This is a genomic window from Dokdonella sp. (assembly GCF_044227025.1).
Classification (GTDB): domain Bacteria; phylum Pseudomonadota; class Gammaproteobacteria; order Xanthomonadales; family Rhodanobacteraceae; genus Dokdonella_A.
The window spans coordinates 324,066-342,059 of sequence record NZ_JBGAFX010000001.1 but is presented as its reverse complement, the minus strand read 5'-3'; the positions used below and the strand labels follow the sequence as shown (position 1 = coordinate 342,059).

Below are 17,994 nucleotides of genomic sequence, written 5' to 3'. Positions count from 1 at the left end.
CCTGAAGACGCGGGACCCCGTCGGGGATGACGAGCATTGTTCAAGGGCTCCCGGGTCTCAACTCTTTCCCTTCGGAGCAGAACCATGTGGAGCGACGCGATCCTCGCCTACCTGCACTTCGCCGCGATCTTCGCCCTGGTCTGGTTTCTCGCCAAGGAATGGACCCTGCTGCGCGCGGGCGCGGATGCGCTCGACCTCGCACGTCTCGTGCGCGCGGATGCCGGCTTCGGAGTGCTCGCCGGCATCGTGGTCGCCACCGGCGCCGCGCGCGCGGTATTCGGCCTCAAGGGCTGGTCGTTCTACGCACACAACCCGGTGTTCCACCTCAAGCTCGGCTTGTTCGTGCTGGTCGGATTGCTTTCGATCCTGCCGACGCGTGCCTTCCTGCGCTGGCGTCGCGCGCGCAACGCCGATGCCAGCTGGCGCGTGCCGGAAACCGAATGGCGCAGCGCGCGTCGCTGGGTCGCGGTGGAACTGCACCTGATCGGCCTGATTCCGCTCGCGGCGGTGATCATGTCGCGCGGGTTGGCGCGGTAGGTCGACGCAAACTGACGAGGGCCAGCGCGACGCCGATCAGCACGATGCCGGCGCCTTCGACCAGGCTCGGTCGTTCGCCGAGCAGAGCCCATGCGAACGCGATGCCGGCAATCGGGATGGCCAGGCTCGACAGGCCGGCCACGTTCGCGGGCAGGCGCGCGACCACGTATGACCAGAGCAGCCAGGCGAGGCCGGACGCGAGCAGCGCGTTGTAGACGAGCGCGACGATGAACCAGTGGCTCCATTCGATCGCGCGCTCCGGCACGACCAGCGCGACCGCGACCACGCCAAGCGTGCCTATCAGCATCTGCCACGCGGTCAGCGACAGCGCGCTGACACCACCGCGTTCGAACAGGCGTTTGGAGGCAACGACGCCGATCGCCCATGCGAGGCCGCCGCCGAGCGCGAGCAGCGAGCTGCGCGCGCCGCCAAAACCGTTCCAGGGCTCGAGCACGAGCGCGAGGCCGCATGCGGCGACGCAAAGGCCGGCGGCGAGGCGCGCATCGGGGCGCTGGCCGAACGCCAACCAGCCGAGCAGCACGACCCAGAACGGCATCGTGTACGCGAGCAGCGCGGTCTTGCCGGCGCCGCCGATGACCAGTGCGGACTGCACCAGCAACTGGAAGCCGAGCGTTTGCGCCAGGCCGATCAGTGCGGTCGGCAGCAGCGGCGGAGGTCGCAGCGATTCACCGCGCAGCAGCAGCACCGCGAACAGCACCAGCGAGCCGAACACGTATCGCAGCGCGGAGAACGTGAATGGGCCGCTGAACTGCAACGCCTGCTTCATCACGATCCAGTTGTAGCTCCAGACCAGGGTCAGCAGCGCGAGTGCGACGAGGGCGGGACGACGCGAAGGCGAAGCGGCAGTCATCGGTGCGATCGCGGGCAGGCGGCCCGCTATCATAGCGGGCCTGATGACCACGGACTCATGACAGCGGACCCGAGGACAGCGGACCGCACCGGAGCGACGCCATGCACGAAGACCGCCGCACGCGCTGCGCCTGGGCTGCCGGCAGCGACAGCCTGCGCGACTACCACGACCACGAATGGGGCGTGCCGCTGCATGACGATCGCGCGCTGTTCGAGTTCCTCTGCCTCGAAGGCGCGCAAGCCGGCCTGTCCTGGCGCACCGTGCTCGACAAACGCGACCACTACCGGCGAGTGTTCGCGGGCTTCGACATCGCCGCGTGCGCGCGCCTGAGCGATCGCCGCATCGAGACCCTGCTCGGCGACGCCGGCTTGATCCGCAACCGCCTCAAGATCACCTCGGTGCGCGACAACGCGCGCGCCGCACTCGCCGCGATCGACGAACACGGCAGCCTCGATGCCTTGCTGTGGTCGTTCGTCGACGGACGCACGCTGCAGAACCGCTGGAGCGCGAGCGCGCCGGTGCCGGCGACGACACCGGTGTCGGACCGCATGAGCAAGGATCTGCGCAAGCGCGGTTTCCGCTTCGTCGGCTCGACCATCTGCTACGCCTTCATGCAGGCGACCGGCATGGTCAACGACCACGTCGTCGATTGCTTTCGCCATCGCCCCCTCGCAGGAACCCGTTCCCGATGATCGTCAGCGACCCGGACCGCTTCCTCGCCGAGTTTTCCGCCGCACGCCATCCGATGCGCGGACCGGCGACCGCGCGCGGCGCATTCCTGGTCTGTCCGGCGAGCGCGGCACTCGCGGCCGAATCGGCGCAGGACAATCGCTACATGGACCTCGCGCGTGTGCCCGACCCCGCGCGCGCGCTGCAGCAGCACGCGGAACTGGCGCGCCGGCTCGGCGCGGACGTCCCGGTGGTGATGTTTCCGGGCGATCCGGACAGTCCGGATGGCATGTTCCCCAACAACGTGTTCGCGACCACACGCGGGCAACTGATCGTCGGATGCATGCGCCATCCGGTGCGCCGGCGCGAGGCCGCGCGCGCCGACATCCGCGGCTTCTTCCGCGACGTGCTCGGTTACCGCGAAACCGATCTCTCCGGCGGCGACTTCGTCGCCGAGCTGACCGGCGCCCTCGTCATCGACCGCGCGCGCGGGATCGGCTACTGCGGCCTCTCCGAGCGCTGCGACATGCAGGGCGCGCGCGCGATGCACGCAGCGTTCGGTTTGCGGCTGACGTTCGCGTTCGACCTCGCGCCGGGTGAATACCACACCAATGTCGTGCTGGCGGTGCTGGCCGGGCGCGCCGCGCTCCTCGCCGCCGACGGTTTCGCCGATGCGCGGGTCGCGCAGGCGATCGCGCAGGCGTACGCCGGCAATGCGGTGTTCCTGTCGCCGGCGCAGAAGCAGGCGTTTGCCGGCAATGCGATCGCGCTCGGGCCGGAGCGCGCGTGGATGAGCGCGCGCGCAGCCGACGCGCTGGATTCCTCGCAACGCGCCCTGCTCGCCCGGTCGGGCTTCGCGATCGGCGCGGTCGAGCTCGACGAGACCGAAAAGGCCGGCGGCAGCCTGCGCTGCTGCGTGGCCGAGATCTTTTGACATGGGGCGGGAGACGTCGAGAATCCGCTGCCCGGGTGCGGGTTCAGCCCAAATTCAATGCGCGCTGACGAGACTGCGGCAACACCTGGCCATGGAACGAGGGCGTGGTCGTATGATGCGGACGAAGTGATGCGAACCGGTCGAACCCGAATCCTGCTGTGCGCGCTGCTCGCGGTCCTGGCCGCGGATGCGTGCGCGCGCGAAGTCAGCTTGCAGGAAGCGGTCGCCCAGGCGCAGCGCGAGGCCGACGGCAAGGTGCTCTCGGTGCAGACCTTGAACGTCGGCAAGCGCAAGGTCTATCGCATCAAGATCCTGACCCGCGACGGCCAGGTGCGTATCGTGCAGGTGCAGGCCGAGCAGTAGAGCAGAGCAGTAGAAAACAGGACACGGACGGCGAGACCCGGAGGAAACATGCGCGTATTGCTCGTTGAAGATGAAGCTCCCTTGCGGGAGACACTGGCCGCGCGCCTCAAGCGCGACGGTTTCGCGGTAGACGCCGCCGGGGACGGCGAGGAAGGCCTCTATCTCGGGCGCGAGGTGCCGTTCGACGTTGCGATCATCGACCTCGGCCTGCCCAAGCTTTCCGGCATGGATCTGGTCAAGCAGCTGCGCGAGGCGGGCCAGCGCTACCCGATCCTGATCCTGACCGCGCGTTCTTCGTGGCAGGACAAGGTGCAGGGCCTCAAGAACGGCGCCGACGATTACCTGGTGAAACCCTTCCACGTCGAGGAACTGCTCGCGCGTCTCAACGCCCTGGTGCGGCGCGCCAGTGGCTGGTCGCGGCCGACGCTCGAATGCGGCCCGGTGATCCTCGACACCACCGCGCAGACGGTCAGCGTGAACGGCAGCGGCGTCGATCTCACAAGTTACGAGTACAAGGTGCTGGAGTACCTCATGCTGCACGCCGGCGAGCTGGTCTCGAAGGCCGATCTCACCGAGCACATCTACCAGCAGGATTTCGACCGCGACTCCAACGTGCTCGAAGTGTTCATCGGTCGCCTGCGCCGCAAGCTCGATCCGGACAACGCGATCAAGCCGATCGAAACCGTGCGTGGCCGCGGCTACCGCTTCGCGCTCGAACGCACGGATGCACCGGCGGACGAGGCGCAGACCGACAGCGCCTGAGTACGGCTCGCGTGGCGCGCCCGCTCTCGCTGCAAGCGCGCTCACTCGCCGCCGCCGGCGTGGTGCTGGCCGCGTTCCTCGCGCTGGCGTTCTTCGCGCTCGACCGCGCGTTCTACGACGCGGCGCAAAGCGCCCTGCGCGAGCGGCTGCAAGGGTACATGTACGCCTATCTCGCCGGATCGGACACGACGCGCGCCGGCGCGTTGATCCCGCCCGAAGTCGGGCCGGACCCGCGCTTCGACCAGCCCTCGCCGAGCGGCCTGTATGCGGGCATCGTCGGCGCGAAGATCCTCGGCAGCAAGGACGACCACTGGCGCTCGCCGTCGGCGAGCGGTCGCGACCTTCCATTCGACGCCGACTTGCCACGCGGACCGGCCGAGTTCCGCGGACCGGTGCAGACCTCGCTCGGCGCGCTGTTCGTGCTGGCCCAGGGTGTCGACTGGAACAGCAGCAACAAGTCTGTGCTGCACCTGACGTTCTACGTCGCCGAAGACAGCGCCACCCTGCGCGCGCAGATCGAAGTGTACCGGCGCACCCTGTTGACCTGGCTCGGCGCGCTCGGCATCGCGCTGCTGCTGCTGTTGCTCGCGGTGCTGCGCTGGAGCCTCGCGCCACTGCGTCGTGTCGCGACCGATCTCGCGCGCGTCGAACGCGGCACGCAGGAACAACTCGGCGCCGACTACCCGATCGAGCTGTCGGGACTGACCGGCAGTCTCGACAACTTCATCGAGGTCGAGCGCGATCGCGTCAAGCGCTACCGCAATACCTTGTCCGACCTCGCGCACAGCCTGAAGACGCCGCTCGCGGTGATGCGCAGCCAGCTCGAGTCCGACAGCGAGGGCGAGGCGCTGCGCTGGACCGTGCTCGAACAGGTTGGCCGCATGGACGAGATCGTCGCCTACCAGCTCTCGCGCGCGGCGACCTCGGGCCACCAGACCTTCGCCGCGCCGCTGCTGATCGAACCGTATGCCGAAGAGATCGTGCGCAGCCTAGAAAAGGTCTACGCGTCGAGGGGCGTGTTGTGCGAATTCGAGATCGATCCGGCCGCGCGTTTCCACGGCGACCAGGGCGACCTCATGGAACTGCTCGGCAACCTGCTCGAGAACTCGTTCAAGTGGGCGAGGCGGCGCGTGGTCCTGCATGCCAGCGCGCTGCCGGCCGGCGCACGCCGCGCCGGTCTCGAGTTCGCGATCGAGGACGACGGCCCGGGCATTGCTGAGGACAAGGTCGAGCACCTGTTGCAACGCGGCGTGCGCGGCGACGAACGCGTGCAGGGCCACGGCATCGGGCTGGCGATCGTGCAGGACATCGTCAAGGCGTACCGCGGCGAGGTGCAGGTCGACCGCTCGCCCAGTCTCGGCGGCGCGCGCTTCAAGGTGCGCCTCGCCGCACGCTGACGCGGATTGTCATCAGTTATCGGCGAGCGCCTCGACCGTGGCGATCAGGCGAGCGCGCACGCTGTCGTGCGCATAGCGCGACAGCACGTAGTCGCGCGCGGCGCACGCCTGTCGCGTGCGCGCGGCGTCATCGAGCGTGAGCATGGCGTCGAGCGCCCCAGCCAGTTCCGCCACGCCGCGGAACACGTAGCCGCTGCCGCTTGCCATGACGTGGTCGACGAGGATCTCGCATGCGCCGTTCACGACGATCGGGGTGCCCTGCGCCATGGCCTCGAGCGCGACGATGCTCAGGCTCTCGTACGGCGACGGATGCACGAACGCGCGTGCCCCGGCCATCAACGCGAACTTGCGCGCTTCGTCGACGAAGCCGAGGTAGCGCACGTTGGCCGAAGTGCGCACGCCGATGTGATCGGCGCCGGTCAACACCAGCTGCAGGTCGGACGGGCGTTCGCGCTTGTAGGCCTCGAACGCTTCGACCAGCATGGCGCAACCCTTGTGCGTGTCGATGCGGCCGCTGTAGAGCACATACGGGGCCGCCTCGCTGGCCGGTGCCACGCGCTGGGTCGAGACCGTCATCGCCACGATGCCGCCGCCGTCGACGCCCCACAAGCGCTTGCCGAGGCGTCGTTCCGCCTCCGTGTTCCAGAGAAAGCGCGGCACGCGGCGCGCCATCCGCGCGAACGCGTCGAAGTAGGCCGGCGGCTCGTCGTGCAGCGTCGGCACCAGACCCCAGCGGCGATGGCGCAACGCGCGCGAGCCATCGTACGTGGTCGGATACAGATAGGTCAGGAAGATCACCGCCGCGTAGTCGTCGCCGTGCGTGGCCAGATACCGCTCGAGCCCCGTACACACAGGGCCCTGTGCACGGATGAACTCCTCCTGCAGCGATTCGGGCCAGTCGACACGCGGTGCCTCGGTGCGGGCGGCGAAGTGCGCGAGCAGGCGCCGGTGCAGGTCGTGGAAATAGTCGCCGCGCCCGCGGGTGACGCGAAAGCGCCGGATGCGCACGCCCTCGCGCAGTTCGTCGCCCTCGGGCAGGTCGTTGTTCCAGCTCACGTAATCACTGGCGGTCGTCGTCAGCAGATCGACGGCGTATTCGTCGGCGAGCATGGTCGCGTACTGCCACCCGTGCGCCTCGGCGCCGCCGACGAGGCTTTCGTGGCAGCGCGGCACGACGATCGCGACGCGCTTCACGAGCGCGGCTCCAGCGCGGCGAGGAAGCGCTCGCGCAGCACGTCGGGCGCGAACTCGGTGTCGTAGCGTCCGCGGGCGGCATCGAGCAAGGGGCCACGGCATTCGCGATCGCTTGCGACGCGCGCGACGCTCGCCGCGTACGGCCACGGATCGGCTGTATCCCAGACGAGACCGCCGTTGCCGGTCGTCTCCGGGATGGCGCTCGTCGCACGCGCGATGACCGGCACGCCGAGCGCCATCGCCTCGATCAGCGGTACGCAGAACCCCTCGTGGCGGCTGAGCGTGACGAACGCATGGCTGGCGAGGTAGGCCGCCTTCAGTCGCGCCTCATTGACGTCTTCCAGCCACAGCACGCGCGCACCGAGACGATGGTGTGCGATGCGCTCGCGGATCGCGTCCGTGTAGCCGGACAGGCGCGGGTCGGACTTGCCGACGAGGATCAGTCGGGCGGGATCGCCGTAGCCGTCGACATACGCGGCGAATGCGTCGACCAGTTCGACATGGCCCTTGTTAGGCGACACGCGGCCGACCATCAGCACGTTGCGCGCGCCGTCGCCGAGGCGATCGAGCAGGTCGAGATCCGCCTCGGCGGCGATCAGGTCGTCGACCCGATGGAACGGTGCGACCACCGCGCCGCGTTCGGCCGGAGCGCCGGCCGCGACGAGCTCGGCGAGGTTGTAGTGCGAAGCGCCAAGGTAGCGTTCGCAACCGAGCCGCGCGACCGGCTCGATCTCCGCGCGCCCGGCCAGGCACGCATCTGAGTGTGTTTGCGAATACGGAACGAAGAATTCCGGTGGGGTGATGTTGTGGTAGCGCACGACGCGGTAGCCGCGCGCGCGTCGCAGGATGTCGAGCGCGGCCGGTGCGCCGACCGAAAAGTGGTAGATGACAAGGTCTCCTGGCCCACCGGCGAAGTCGAGCAACGCGTCGCAGCGCCAGGTCGGTTCCTCGACGCCGACCGCGACGTCGCAGAATACGCGCGTGTCGATGCCGCGTTCGCGCAGGATGCGTGCCATCGAGAGCGCGTCGTTGCCGACGGCGTCGTGGCGCGCAAGCACCGGCAGCAGGATCGCGGCCTTCATGCGAAACCGTGCTCGCCGAGGATCGTGGCGAGACCTTGCACGAGGCGCTCCGGCGCGAACACGTCGGCGTAGCGCCGGCGGCCGCGCTCGCGCAGTGCCGTGCGCAACGCGGCGTCCGCATGCACGCGCGCCACCGCCGCGGCGATGACCCAGGCGTCGGCGTCCTCCGGCCAGAGCAGTCCGGCGTCACCGAGCGTCGACGGCATCGCACTGGAGGCGAGTGCAATCACTGGCGTGCCGATCGCCATCGCCTCGACCAGCGGCACGCAGAAGCCCTCGTGCCGGCTCAGCATCACGAGCGCGCTCGCCTGCGCACAGGCCGCGCGCAGTTCGGCGCCGTTCGCGTCCTGCAGCCAGGTCACGTGCGCCTGCATGCCGCGCTCGGCGATGCGCGCGCGCAGCGCCTCGCCGTAGCTGGCAAGGTTCGGGTCGAGCTTGCCGACCATCAGCAGGCGCGCGTCCGGCAATCCGCCGGCGACGACCGCGGCGAGCGCGTCGACGAGTTCGAGATAGCCCTTGTTCGGCGAGATGCGACCGATCATCAGCAGCAGCGGCTTGCCGGCCGGGATGCGACGGGGGTCCGGCGCGAGCGACAGCAGCTGCTCGACCTCGTGGAACGGTGCGAGCACCGCGCACCGCGCAGCGTCGACACCGCGGCGCGTGAAGTCCTCGATGTTGTAGGGGGAATCACCCAGGTACAGCTCGCAGCCGAGCGCAGCGTAGGCATCGAGCTGCGCGCGCCCTTCGATGCATGCAGCCTCGTAGCCGGGCGACCAGCCGGCAAAGAACTCCGGCGGCGTGATGTTGTGGTAACGCAGGATGCGGCGTGCGCGCGTGCGGCGGAACAGCGCGAGCGCAAAATCCCAGCCGACGCAATAGTGGTACAGCACGACGTCGTCAGGCGAGCGCAGCCAGTTCTCGATCGTGTCCGGCGCGAGGGCGGGTTCGGCGACGCCGCGCGCATGCGGCGCGAACACGCCGACCTCGTGGCCGAGCCGGCGCAAGGCCGCCGTCATGCCGAGGGCGTCGTTGCTGACCGCGTCGTGCGGGGCGAGGCCGGGTACGAGGACGGCGATGCGCATGCGGGACCGGGCCGAGGCCTCAGCCCTCCCCGCGGCGGGCAAGCAGGCCGGGCGCGCCCGTGCCGTCGAGGGTCTCGACCGCGGCAAACCCGCTCGCCGCCAGCAACGCGCGCGCACGCACGAGGCGGTCCGCCAAGGGTGCGACTGTCGCGCCGCGTGCAGGCAGGTCGAAGCGCAGCAGCAGCGGCGCCCGCGGCTTCAGCACGCGCGGTGCATGACGCGAGAACTCCAGCACGGCGAATTCGTCGTGTGCGAGCAGGCCGGCATCGAGCGCGAGACCGTCCAGGCTCGCATCCGCGGCGCGGCCGAGCAGCGCGAACGCGTCACCGGTCGCGACGTCGGCGCCGGCGTCGCGCGCCCGCTGCGCGAGCGTCGCATTCGGTTCGACCCCGTTGCCGGCAAGGCCGAGCGCGGCCAGTGCACGCAGCCAGCTGCCGTCGCCGCTGCCGAGATCCAGCACGCGCGCGCCGTGCGTCAGGTCGCGCGCGAACGCGGCCGCCGCGGTCGCATTCGATGCCGCGCGTGCAGTGGCGCCTTCGGCGGCGATCGCCGCGTACAGCGCGTCGGTTTCGCCGCGCGCATCCTGCGCCACCTGTTCGAGCTCGTCGAGGCTGCGTTGCAGCGTCGTTGTCCAGTGGTTCATTGCGTGCACGTACTGGCGCAGCTCGGCGATCTCGGCGGCAAGACCCTCGTCGCGACGCTGCATGTCGCCGAGGCGTGCATCTTCGCGACGCTGCATGTCTTCGAAGCGCGCGTGCGTGGCCTGCAAGGCCGTGTCGATCAGGCGGATGCGTTCGCCGAGGCCGTCTTCGCGATGCTGCATGCCGTCGAGGCGTGCGGATGTGGCCTGCAAGGTCGCATCGACCAGCCGGGCGTGCTCGCCTTGCTGCGCCTGCAGGCGCTGTTCAAGCTCGCGGCGCGATTCGTCGCGTGCAGCAAGCGCGGCGGCGTGGGTCGCGATGGCGGCTCCATGCGCGGCAAGCACCGGGTCGAGTTGCGCGCGCAACCGCGCCAGCTCGTGCTGCACGCCACCGTCGCGCTCGTCGATGCGCGCGAGCAGGCTGCCATGGCGCGCTGCGGCCTGCGTGTCGGCGGCGCGCTGGTGGCGCAGCAGCAACGGCAGTGCCGCGAACGCGAGGGCCCATTGCACGAGGAAGCCGACGCCGCGCACGCGGCCGAGCTTGGCCAACGCGTAGCGCGGCAGCAGGCCGCGCACGCGCACGCCGATGCGCCGACCCTCCGGCGACCAGCGCAGGTTGCCGAGCACTTCGGCCTTGGCTGCACCCTGTGCAAGCAGTTGCACCTGCTGCTCGCGGCCGCCTTCGTCGGAAGGGCGCTTGAGTACCGCGCGGAATGCCTGCTCGACGAACGCGACGTAGTCGCTGCCGGTCAGTTCCTCGATGGCGTAGTCGAGCCGTTGCCGTTCGATGCCGTCGATGACCGGGGCCGCAAACGTCGTCTCGTCGGCCGGAGGATCGACGCGCGGCAGCGGCGTACTCGCGCGCAGGCGCGCTGCCTCCGCGAGGATTTCCGTTTTGACGCGTTCGAGAAAATCGCGCTGGGGTTCGACTTGCACGCTGCACCAGAATCCGCTCGGGTCGCCGCGTCGCACAGGTGACGGCGTCGACCCGCATCGCTAATCGCCGCGGGCGGTGCCGCCGACGCCGGGCGCCGTGGGGATCGCGATGATGCCATACGCACGCGCCTTGCCGATATCGAGCAGGGCATAGTCGGGCGCGTGGTGGCCGTCGAGGCGCGACGCGGCCCGTCGCCAGCGCGCGCGACCGGCGGCGAGTGCGGCCGCGTACCGGGATGTGGAAGCGGCCCCGCTGCGCGCCGCTGTCGTGCCGAGCAGGGTCGTCTCGAGGAATTCGCTCGCGCCGTCGTGGCCGCGGAATCCGACGAATGCGTGGCCGGGCACGAGCACGATCAGCGCGCGCAGGCCGATGCGTTCGAGCGCCGATGCGATCAGCACGCTGCCATCGATGCAGCTCGCGCGCCGTTCCCGCCAGCTCGCCGAGGGTGGACGCACGCGCTGGCTCCAGACGGTCGGGCCGCGGCTGAGCGCCGGGTCGCCGGCCGCATAGCGCACGCCGTGCTGCTCCAGTGCGGCCCAGATCGCGCCGACGCGGCGGCGGTCCGCGGCACGATCTGCGGGCGCGCTGTCGAAGTCCGGAGCGAGCGTGCGCGCGATCGCCAGCACGTCATCGACCGCGGGATCGTGCGGATCGACGTAGCCGGCGAAGACCCATCCGAGATCGACTCGTTCGCCGCTCTCGCGCACGTAATACGGGGCATCGTCGAGCGCATGCAGGCGAACCTCGACCCGCTGCACTTCGGTGCGTCCGTCGTCCGCCACGAGGGTTGCGAGCAGGGTCTGGCGGCGCGGCGAGCGCAGCTCGCGCAACGCCGCGACATCCCAGTCCAGGCGCGGGTGCAGGTCGATGCGCGTCGTGCCTGCGCCCGGCGTCACCTCGACGCTTGCCGGAGCGCGCAGGCCCGGTGTCTCGATGCGCAGGCGCAGCCGTGCCGGCAAGCCGTGCTCGGCACGCACGTGCACGCTGACCAGCCCGTCGCCGACGGTGCGTGGCGGTTGCGACAACTGCAGCACCGGGAACAGTTCGCCCGCGGGTGTGACGTCGACCTGCCAGTCGAGCGCGCGCGCGGCGTTGCTGGACAGGGCGCACAGCGCAAGCAACACCCGCAGGAGTGCGCGCGTCGGGGCCTGGCGCGGGCCGGTTGCCAGTGGGTACATGGGCCGACTATCGTTGCCGACGCCGCCCATTGTCCAGCCGCGCCATTCCGAGGAGTCCCCATGCGCCAGCTCGCCGTCGCCACCCTGATCGCCGCCACGCTGTGTGCGTGCAGTCCGTCCACTCCCGAGCCGGCGACGACCGCGAAGGCGCCTGCCGCGCCCGCGCCGAACGCGCAGGCGACCGCGAAGCCGAGCGAGAACGCGGCGCCGGCCGCGCCGGCGAAGGAGATACCCGAAGGCGAGTGTGGCGACCAGTCGAAGCTGCCGGCCGACCAGCGCATCGCCAACACTGCGCGCTGGACCACCGCGAGCGAGCAGAACAACTTCGGTTTCGACGTGTTCCGCGGCGACAGCGAGAAAGGCGAATTCACCAAGCTGACCAAGGAGCCGATCCTCGGCGCCGGCACCTCGGACGAGACGCACAAGTACGAGTATCGCGACGACGCGATCGATCCGTGCAGGGAATACTGGTACTACGTCGAAGGCATCACCACCAGCGGCGCCCACGAGAAATTCACTCCGACGTTCCGCGCGCCGCCCAAGCGTCGCGCCGTCGGCAGCGCGCCGGCCGCCGCGCCGGCGACCCCGGCGCCGGCATCCGCAAGCAGCTGAGGCTGGACGGCAAAGGCGTGCGATGAAGCCGACCGTCGCGCGTCGCCGCTGGCTGGCGCTCTTCCTCGCGCTGTTCGCGCTGTCGCAGGGTGCGTTGTGGCTGGCGTATTACGGCGGCGGCGCCAAGGCGCTGGTCGGCGACGAGCAGGGCTACCAGGCGCGCGCGCTGGGGATCCTCGCCGGCGGCGAGTGGATGCAGGGCACGATCTGGCCGCCGTTGCAGTCGTTGTGGCTGGCCGCGTTGTACGCGCTGTTCGGCGCGCACGTGTGGATCGCGCAGCTGGCGCAGAGTGCGTTGTTCATCGCCTGCGCCGGCCTGCTGCGTGATTTCTGGCGGCGTTTCGGTGGCAGCGTCGCTGCCGCGAACGGCGCGGCGGCGCTGTTCCTGCTGAACCCGGCGATCGCCGCGTACGCCCACTGGCTGTGGCCGGAAACCCTGCACCTGTCGCTGTTGCTCGCGGCGTTGTGCCTGCTCGCGCGCCAGCGCGTATTCGCCGCTGGCGCGGCGGTCGGCGGCGCGATCCTCGCCAAGAGCCTGCTGTCGGTGTTCTGGCCGGCGTTCCTGCTCGCGCTCGTGCCGCGCGGAAACCCGCGCCAGGGCCCGCGCCTCGTGGCGGGTTTCGTGCTCGGCCTCGGCCTCGTGACCGCGCCGGCGTTGTGGCATGGCTGGCGCGAATACGGCAAGCCGATGATCGCGGACAGCTCGATCTACAACCTGTGGATCGGCCTCACCGATCGCTGGCGCAGTGACTACGTCGAAGACATGGGCGGCGTGACCCTGCCCGAATTCCTTGCCAGTGGGGCGACGCCGCAACAGCGCAATGCGATCTACCTCGACAAGGTGCGCGCGCTGGTCGAGGAGCGCGGCGGGGCGCCCCTGCTGGCTTCCCAGTTCGGCCGGCAGTACTTCCGCCTGTTCAGCGCCAAGACGCCACTGGTGTCGCAATTGCCCGGCCTCGCGTGTGCCGGACACCTGTCGGCCTACCACACGCCACCCTGGCTCACGCGTGGCCTGTCCGTTGCGAACGATGCGCTGCATGCCCTGATCCTCGCGGCAGCGGCGTTCGGCATCGCTGCCTGGCGGCGCCGGCCGGACCGGATGTTCGTGCTGGTTGCGCTGTTCGCCGCCTATCAGCTCGCATTGTTCGCGCTGATCCACGTCAAGGCGCGCTTCCTGCTTCCGCTGCTGCCGTTCCTGTGCGGTTTCGCGGCGAGCTTCCTGTGCGCATCGCGCGAGCGCGGCGACGCAGACGCGGCGATCGCACGGACACTGCCGCGCCTCGCCATCGGCGCCGTGCTCGCCGTGCTGTTGCTGTTCCTCGCGTTCGCCGGTCCCTGGCTCGATGGCCTTTGCGCGGGATGATTGCCGCGCAATCCGGTATCCTCGCGGGCGCTTTCCACCCAATCCGCCGATGCGCCTCCATCTGATCGAACTTGTCCTGTTCAGCACCTATGCGGAACTGCGCGCCGAAACCGCGCGCAGCTACCTCGGCCTCGTCTGGTGGGTGCTCGAACCGGCGCTGATGATGGCGACCTTCTGGTTCGTGTTCGACGTGATCCTGCACAGCGGCGGGCCCGACTACGTGCCGCAACTGCTGATCGGCCTGACCGTCTGGCAGTGGATGAAGTCGTGCATGACGCACGGCGGCTACGCGATCTGGAGCAACCTCGGGCTGGTGCGCCAGGTGCGCCTGCCGCCGCTGGTGTTTCCGGTCGTCGCGATGCTGTCGGACACGGTCAAGTTCCTGTGCATCTTCGCCCTGCTGCTGGTGATCCTCTGGTGCTGCGGCTATCCGCCGAACCTCGCCTATTTCGCGCTGCCGCCGCTGTTCCTGGTCGTGTTCGTGTTCGCCGCCGGCATCGGCTTCATGATTTCGGCGATCGTGCCGCTGCTGCCGGACGTGCGCTTCGTGATCGAGCAGGTGCTGTCGGTCGTGATGTTCCTGTCCGGCGTGGTGTTCTCGCTGTCGAACGTGCCGGCGCCGTTGAACGAATGGCTGGCGCTGAACCCGGTGGCGCAGATCATGGATGCGACGCGCGGCATCCTCATGCACGGCGCATGGCCGCACTGGCTCGCGCTGGTAAAGGTCAGCCTGGTCTCGATCGCGGTGTGTTTTGCCGGTGCCGCGATCGTCAGGCGACTGGCGCCGCGCTATCCGAAACTGGCGAGCTGACATGGGCGAGACGCTGATCGAACTTCGCAATGTCGGTGTTGCCTTCAACTTCGGGCGGAGCATCGCCGGCCAGCGCCATTGGGCGCTCGAGGACGTGAGTCTTTCGCTGCGCCGTGGCGAACGGCTTGGCGTGATCGGCCGCAACGGCGCCGGCAAGAGCACGCTGCTGCGCGTGATCGCCGGCATCGTCGCGCCCGACCGCGGCAGCGTGAAACGCGGTCCGGTTTCATGCCAGTTGCTCGCGCTCGCGCTCGGTTTCGTGCCGTACCTGTCCGGTCGCGACAACGCCGTGCTTTCCGGCCTGATGCTCGGCCTGCGCCGGCGCGAGATCGTCAAGCGGCTCGACGCGATCCGCGAATTCTCCGAACTCGGCGACTTTTTCGAGCAGCCGATCGCGTCGTACTCGTCCGGCATGAACATGCGCCTCGCGTTCTCGGTCGCGATGCAGGTCGAGCCGGACGTGCTGCTGATCGACGAGGTGCTGGCGGTCGGCGACGCCGAGTTCCAGCAGAAGTCCGGCGCTGCGCTGCGCGCACGCATGGGCGAGGGTCATACCGTCGTGCTGGTCAGTCACAATGAACTCGAACTCGCGCGCCTGTGCGACCGCGTGGTGTGGATCGAGCACGGTCGCAGCGTGCTCGAGGGGCCGCGCGACGAGGTGTTCGAGGCCTACCATCGCGACCTGCACGTGGCGAAGCCGGCATGAACACCGATCGTCTTGCCGCGCTGGCGCGCACCCTCGATCTCGCACCGCGCGCGGCGCTGCTGGTCGCGCTGCGCCGCGCGCGCGGGCCGCAGGCAGGCTGGAGCGCGCTGCTCGCCGACACGCGGTGCATGCATCGCAGCGTCGCGACCGACTTGTTCGCGACACCGGTCGCCGAGTACGCGCAGGGCGAAACCCTGCGCGCGCTGGCGTTGCTGTTCGCGCGCGACGGAACCTGACCCGTGCGCCGCGCGACCCTGATCGTGCTGGCCTGGAACCAGTGGCCGCTGACGCGTCGTTGCCTCGATTCGCTGCTTGCCAGCGACCTGTTCGCCGCCGACGTGATCGTGGTCGACAACGGCAGCAGCGACGAAACGCCGCGCGGCCTCGCCGACTACGCCGCGCGCGTGCGCGTCATCTCCCTGCCGTCGAATCTCGGCTTCGTGCGCGGCATGAATGCCGGCATCGCCGCCGCGCCGCCCGACGACGACGTGGTGCTGCTCAACAACGATCTCGTCTTCACCCAGGCCGACTGGCTGCAACGCCTGCGCGATGCGGCCTATGCAGCGCCGGACATCGGCGTGGTCGGCTGCCGCCTGCTCGGTCCCGAAGCGGAAGGACGCGTCTACCACGTCGGCGGCTATATCGAAGCGGACGACCTGCACGGCCAGCAGACCGAGTCCGGTCGCGTCGAGCGCGAGGTCGGCCAGTATCCGCGCCTGCGCCGGGTGCAGGCGGTTGCGTTCGCGCTGGCGTACCTGCGGCGCGACTGCCTCGAACGCATCGGTTTCCTCGACCACGCGTTCCACAGCTACTTCGAGGACACCGACTACTGCCTGCGCGCTGCCGACGTCGGCATCGCCAGCGTGGTCGCCGGCGCGGTCACGCTGCGCCACGACCAGCACGGATCGACCGGCGACGACGGCGGTTTCCGCCAGCGCCTGTGGGCCGAGAGCCGCGCCACGTTCGCGGCGCGCTGGCAGGCGCGCCTGCGCGCGCACATGCGCGGCAACGTGCTGTGGCAGGGGCCGACGCGCGCGCCGCATGCGCATGCGCATCTCGCGCGCCTGCTCGTGCGACGCCTCGACGCGCGCGGCCTGCGCATGAGCCACGCCGCGCTCGTGCCGGAAATCGGCAGCGGCGATGATGCGCGACTCGAACTGGCGATGCGCCGGCAATGGCCGCAACCGGCCGATGCCGCCCTCGTCTGCGCGCCCGGCGACGCGTTCGCGCGCGCGCAGGGGCGTCGTCGCATCGGCATCGGCATCGGCGAATGGGAGCGCGTGCCGCAGGCATGGGCCGACGCCGCGCATTCTCTCGATCTGCTCGTCGTGCCCGATGCGTTCCAGCGCGACGCGTTCCGCGCCGCCGGCGTCGAGGTGCCGATCGAACTGCTGCCGATTGGCGTCGACCGCGACTATTGCCATCCCGACGTGCCCTCGGTGCGCGATCCTTCCGCGACCTGCAGCGTGCTCGCGGTCGTCGAGGATTTCGCGCGCGATGCGCCGGAGCGACTGGTCGCCGCGTTCCGCGACGCATTCGGGGCCGAGACGGGAGTGCGACTGGTGCTTGTCGTCCTGCCGGTGCGCGAAGCCGATGCGATCGCCGCGACGCTGGGCTCGTTCACGGCCGCCGATCCGCGCATCCGCGTGCTCGCCGGCTGGGGCCTGCCCTGGCATCAGCGCGCGCAATTGCTGTGCAGCGGCGACATCTACGTGAGTGCGCGCCGCGGCGCTGGCTGGGACCCGTACGCGGCGGATGCGCTCGCCTGCGGCCGCGTGCTGGTCGCGACCGACTTCGGCAGCCAGGGCGCACTCGCGCGCGCGCACGGCATCGCCGTTGCGGCGAAGCGTGGCGACGATCCGCGACATCCCGGCCTCGGCTGGGCCGAACCCGATCACGATGCGCTCGTCTCCGCCTTGCGTACAGCGCGCCTCCGCAGCGATGACGGCGACGCGCGCGCACGCGCCGAAGCGTTCGCGCGCGCGCACGATGTCGAAGCGAGTGCGGATCGTCTTGCGCAGATCATCGGCGACCTCGCGGCGCTGCCGGCGCCGTGCGCGCCGCCGCCTGCGCATCGACCGCTCGACCTCGCGCGACCCGCGAGCGGGCAGATCGTCGTGCTCGGCATGCACCGCTCCGGCACTTCCAGTGTCGCGGGACTGCTCGCGCGCATGGGCGTGTCGGTCGGTCCCGAAAACGATCTGCTGGTCGGCCCGGACAACCCGAAGGGCCACTACGAATCCGGACGCCTGCACATGGCCTGCGTGCGCCGGCTCGCGGCCGCGCGCGGTGACTGGCGTTCGCCGCCGGCGGGCGCGCCGCCCGCCGCGGTCGATGCGTTCCGCCGCGAAGTCGCGGCGCTCATCGACGAATTCGACGCGCAGCGACCGTGGCTGTTCAAGGACCCACGCCTGTGCCTGCTCGCGCGCGAACTGCTGCCGCTGCTGACGCGGCCGCTGTTCGTGCATGTCGTGCGCGACCCGCATGCGGTCGCGGCCTCGCTCGCCGCGCGCGACGGCTTCGCGGCGGGCGAGGCGCTTGCGTTGTGGGAGCGCTACACGCGTGAGGCGTTCGAGGCGAGCCGCGGCTGGCCGCGCGTGCTCGTCGACTACAACGCACTGTGCGCGCAGCCGCAGGCGACCACCCAGGCCCTGCACGACGAGCTGCACGCACTTGGCATCGATCGCGTGCACATGCCATCGGCCGACGTGCTGCATGCGTGGATCGATGCGCCGATACGCGAGCCGCACGCGCGCGCGGCGGAGCTTTCCCCCGGCCAGCGCGCGCTGCACGCCGCGATCGCCGATCGCAGCATCCTGCAGGCGACGCCGTCGCCTCCCGCGGGCGTGGCCTGAG

The 17,994-nt window shown here is 70.2% G+C and carries 18 protein-coding genes; 12 read left to right on the top strand and 6 right to left on the bottom strand.

The genetic code is table 11. The features are described from left to right. Positions 1 to 84 precede the first annotated feature (84 nt). Positions 85 to 537, top strand: coding sequence for a DUF2214 family protein (locus ACILRJ_RS01540; protein WP_395679665.1), 453 nt, complete (start codon positions 85 to 87; stop codon positions 535 to 537). On the opposite strand, the gene ACILRJ_RS01535 is transcribed toward ACILRJ_RS01540, so the two are convergent. Beyond that, a complete protein-coding gene (locus tag ACILRJ_RS01535; protein ID WP_395679663.1) occupies positions 512 to 1,408 on the bottom strand; it encodes a DMT family transporter in 897 nt (298 codons plus the stop codon). The two genes, ACILRJ_RS01540 and ACILRJ_RS01535, sit on opposite strands and share 26 nt — an antisense overlap. Before the next feature lie 101 nt (positions 1,409 to 1,509). Here ACILRJ_RS01535 and ACILRJ_RS01530 point away from each other — a divergent pair, with 101 nt between their 5' ends. From ACILRJ_RS01530 to ACILRJ_RS01510, 5 genes are all read left to right on the top strand, one after another. Next, a complete protein-coding gene (locus ACILRJ_RS01530) occupies positions 1,510 to 2,100 on the top strand; it encodes a DNA-3-methyladenine glycosylase I (protein ID WP_395679661.1) in 591 nt (196 codons plus the stop codon). Beyond that, positions 2,097 to 3,011: an arginine deiminase-related protein gene (locus tag ACILRJ_RS01525; protein WP_395679659.1), complete on the top strand. Its 915-nt coding sequence runs from the start codon at positions 2,097 to 2,099 to the stop codon at positions 3,009 to 3,011. Before ACILRJ_RS01530 ends, ACILRJ_RS01525 begins: the two co-directional genes overlap by 4 nt. A 129-nt stretch (positions 3,012 to 3,140) precedes the next feature. Then, on the top strand, positions 3,141 to 3,374 hold the full coding sequence (locus ACILRJ_RS01520; RefSeq protein ID WP_395679657.1) for a PepSY domain-containing protein: 234 nt from the start codon (positions 3,141 to 3,143) through the stop codon (positions 3,372 to 3,374). Positions 3,375 to 3,422: 48 nt separating this feature from the next. After that, the gene (locus ACILRJ_RS01515) at positions 3,423 to 4,136 is read left to right on the top strand and encodes a response regulator transcription factor (protein ID WP_395679655.1); all 714 of its coding nucleotides are present in this window, start codon (positions 3,423 to 3,425) and stop codon (positions 4,134 to 4,136) included. Between the two features lie 11 nt (positions 4,137 to 4,147). Continuing rightward, the gene (locus tag ACILRJ_RS01510; protein ID WP_395679653.1) at positions 4,148 to 5,533 is read left to right on the top strand and encodes an ATP-binding protein; all 1,386 of its coding nucleotides are present in this window, start codon (positions 4,148 to 4,150) and stop codon (positions 5,531 to 5,533) included. A 12-nt stretch (positions 5,534 to 5,545) separates the two neighbouring features. Here the strand turns inward: ACILRJ_RS01510 and ACILRJ_RS01505 are convergent, their stop codons facing one another. The 5 genes from ACILRJ_RS01505 to ACILRJ_RS01485 are packed head-to-tail and all read right to left on the bottom strand — an operon-like array spanning position 5,546 to position 11,646. Continuing rightward, positions 5,546 to 6,727 (bottom strand): glycosyltransferase family 4 protein, encoded by a 1,182-nt coding sequence (locus ACILRJ_RS01505; protein ID WP_395679651.1) that lies wholly within the window; start codon positions 6,725 to 6,727, stop codon positions 5,546 to 5,548. Next, a complete protein-coding gene (locus ACILRJ_RS01500; RefSeq protein WP_395679649.1) occupies positions 6,724 to 7,809 on the bottom strand; it encodes a glycosyltransferase family 4 protein in 1,086 nt (361 codons plus the stop codon). The genes ACILRJ_RS01505 and ACILRJ_RS01500 overlap by 4 nt, the downstream gene beginning before the upstream one ends. Then, positions 7,806 to 8,891 carry a glycosyltransferase family 4 protein gene (locus ACILRJ_RS01495; RefSeq protein ID WP_395679647.1) on the bottom strand — a complete coding sequence of 362 codons (1,086 nt, stop codon included), beginning with the start codon at positions 8,889 to 8,891 and terminating at the stop codon, positions 7,806 to 7,808. The genes ACILRJ_RS01500 and ACILRJ_RS01495 overlap by 4 nt, the downstream gene beginning before the upstream one ends. Before the next feature lie 19 nt (positions 8,892 to 8,910). Then, on the bottom strand, positions 8,911 to 10,467 hold the full coding sequence (locus ACILRJ_RS01490) for a methionine biosynthesis protein MetW (protein ID WP_395679645.1): 1,557 nt from the start codon (positions 10,465 to 10,467) through the stop codon (positions 8,911 to 8,913). Between the two features lie 60 nt (positions 10,468 to 10,527). Then, on the bottom strand, positions 10,528 to 11,646 hold the full coding sequence (locus ACILRJ_RS01485) for a hypothetical protein (RefSeq protein ID WP_395679643.1): 1,119 nt from the start codon (positions 11,644 to 11,646) through the stop codon (positions 10,528 to 10,530). Positions 11,647 to 11,706: 60 nt separating this feature from the next. Here ACILRJ_RS01485 and ACILRJ_RS01480 point away from each other — a divergent pair, with 60 nt between their 5' ends. From ACILRJ_RS01480 to ACILRJ_RS01455, 6 genes are read left to right on the top strand one after another with little or no spacing between them, the layout of a single operon-like run. Next, positions 11,707 to 12,258, top strand: a complete 552-nt coding sequence (locus ACILRJ_RS01480; protein WP_395679641.1) for a hypothetical protein — start codon at positions 11,707 to 11,709, stop codon at positions 12,256 to 12,258. A gap of 22 nt (positions 12,259 to 12,280) precedes the next feature. Continuing rightward, positions 12,281 to 13,621 (top strand): hypothetical protein, encoded by a 1,341-nt coding sequence (locus tag ACILRJ_RS01475; protein WP_395679639.1) that lies wholly within the window; start codon positions 12,281 to 12,283, stop codon positions 13,619 to 13,621. Positions 13,622 to 13,670: 49 nt separating this feature from the next. Then, complete coding sequence (locus ACILRJ_RS01470) at positions 13,671 to 14,432, top strand: ABC transporter permease (protein ID WP_395679637.1); 762 nt, start codon at positions 13,671 to 13,673, stop codon at positions 14,430 to 14,432. A 1-nt stretch (position 14,433) separates the two neighbouring features. Beyond that, the gene (locus ACILRJ_RS01465) at positions 14,434 to 15,138 is read left to right on the top strand and encodes an ABC transporter ATP-binding protein (protein WP_395679635.1); all 705 of its coding nucleotides are present in this window, start codon (positions 14,434 to 14,436) and stop codon (positions 15,136 to 15,138) included. Next, positions 15,135 to 15,374, top strand: a complete 240-nt coding sequence (locus tag ACILRJ_RS01460) for a hypothetical protein (RefSeq protein WP_395679633.1) — start codon at positions 15,135 to 15,137, stop codon at positions 15,372 to 15,374. Before ACILRJ_RS01465 ends, ACILRJ_RS01460 begins: the two co-directional genes overlap by 4 nt. A gap of 3 nt (positions 15,375 to 15,377) precedes the next feature. After that, positions 15,378 to 17,993: a glycosyltransferase gene (locus tag ACILRJ_RS01455; RefSeq protein WP_395679631.1), complete on the top strand. Its 2,616-nt coding sequence runs from the start codon at positions 15,378 to 15,380 to the stop codon at positions 17,991 to 17,993. Position 17,994 lies beyond the last annotated feature (1 nt).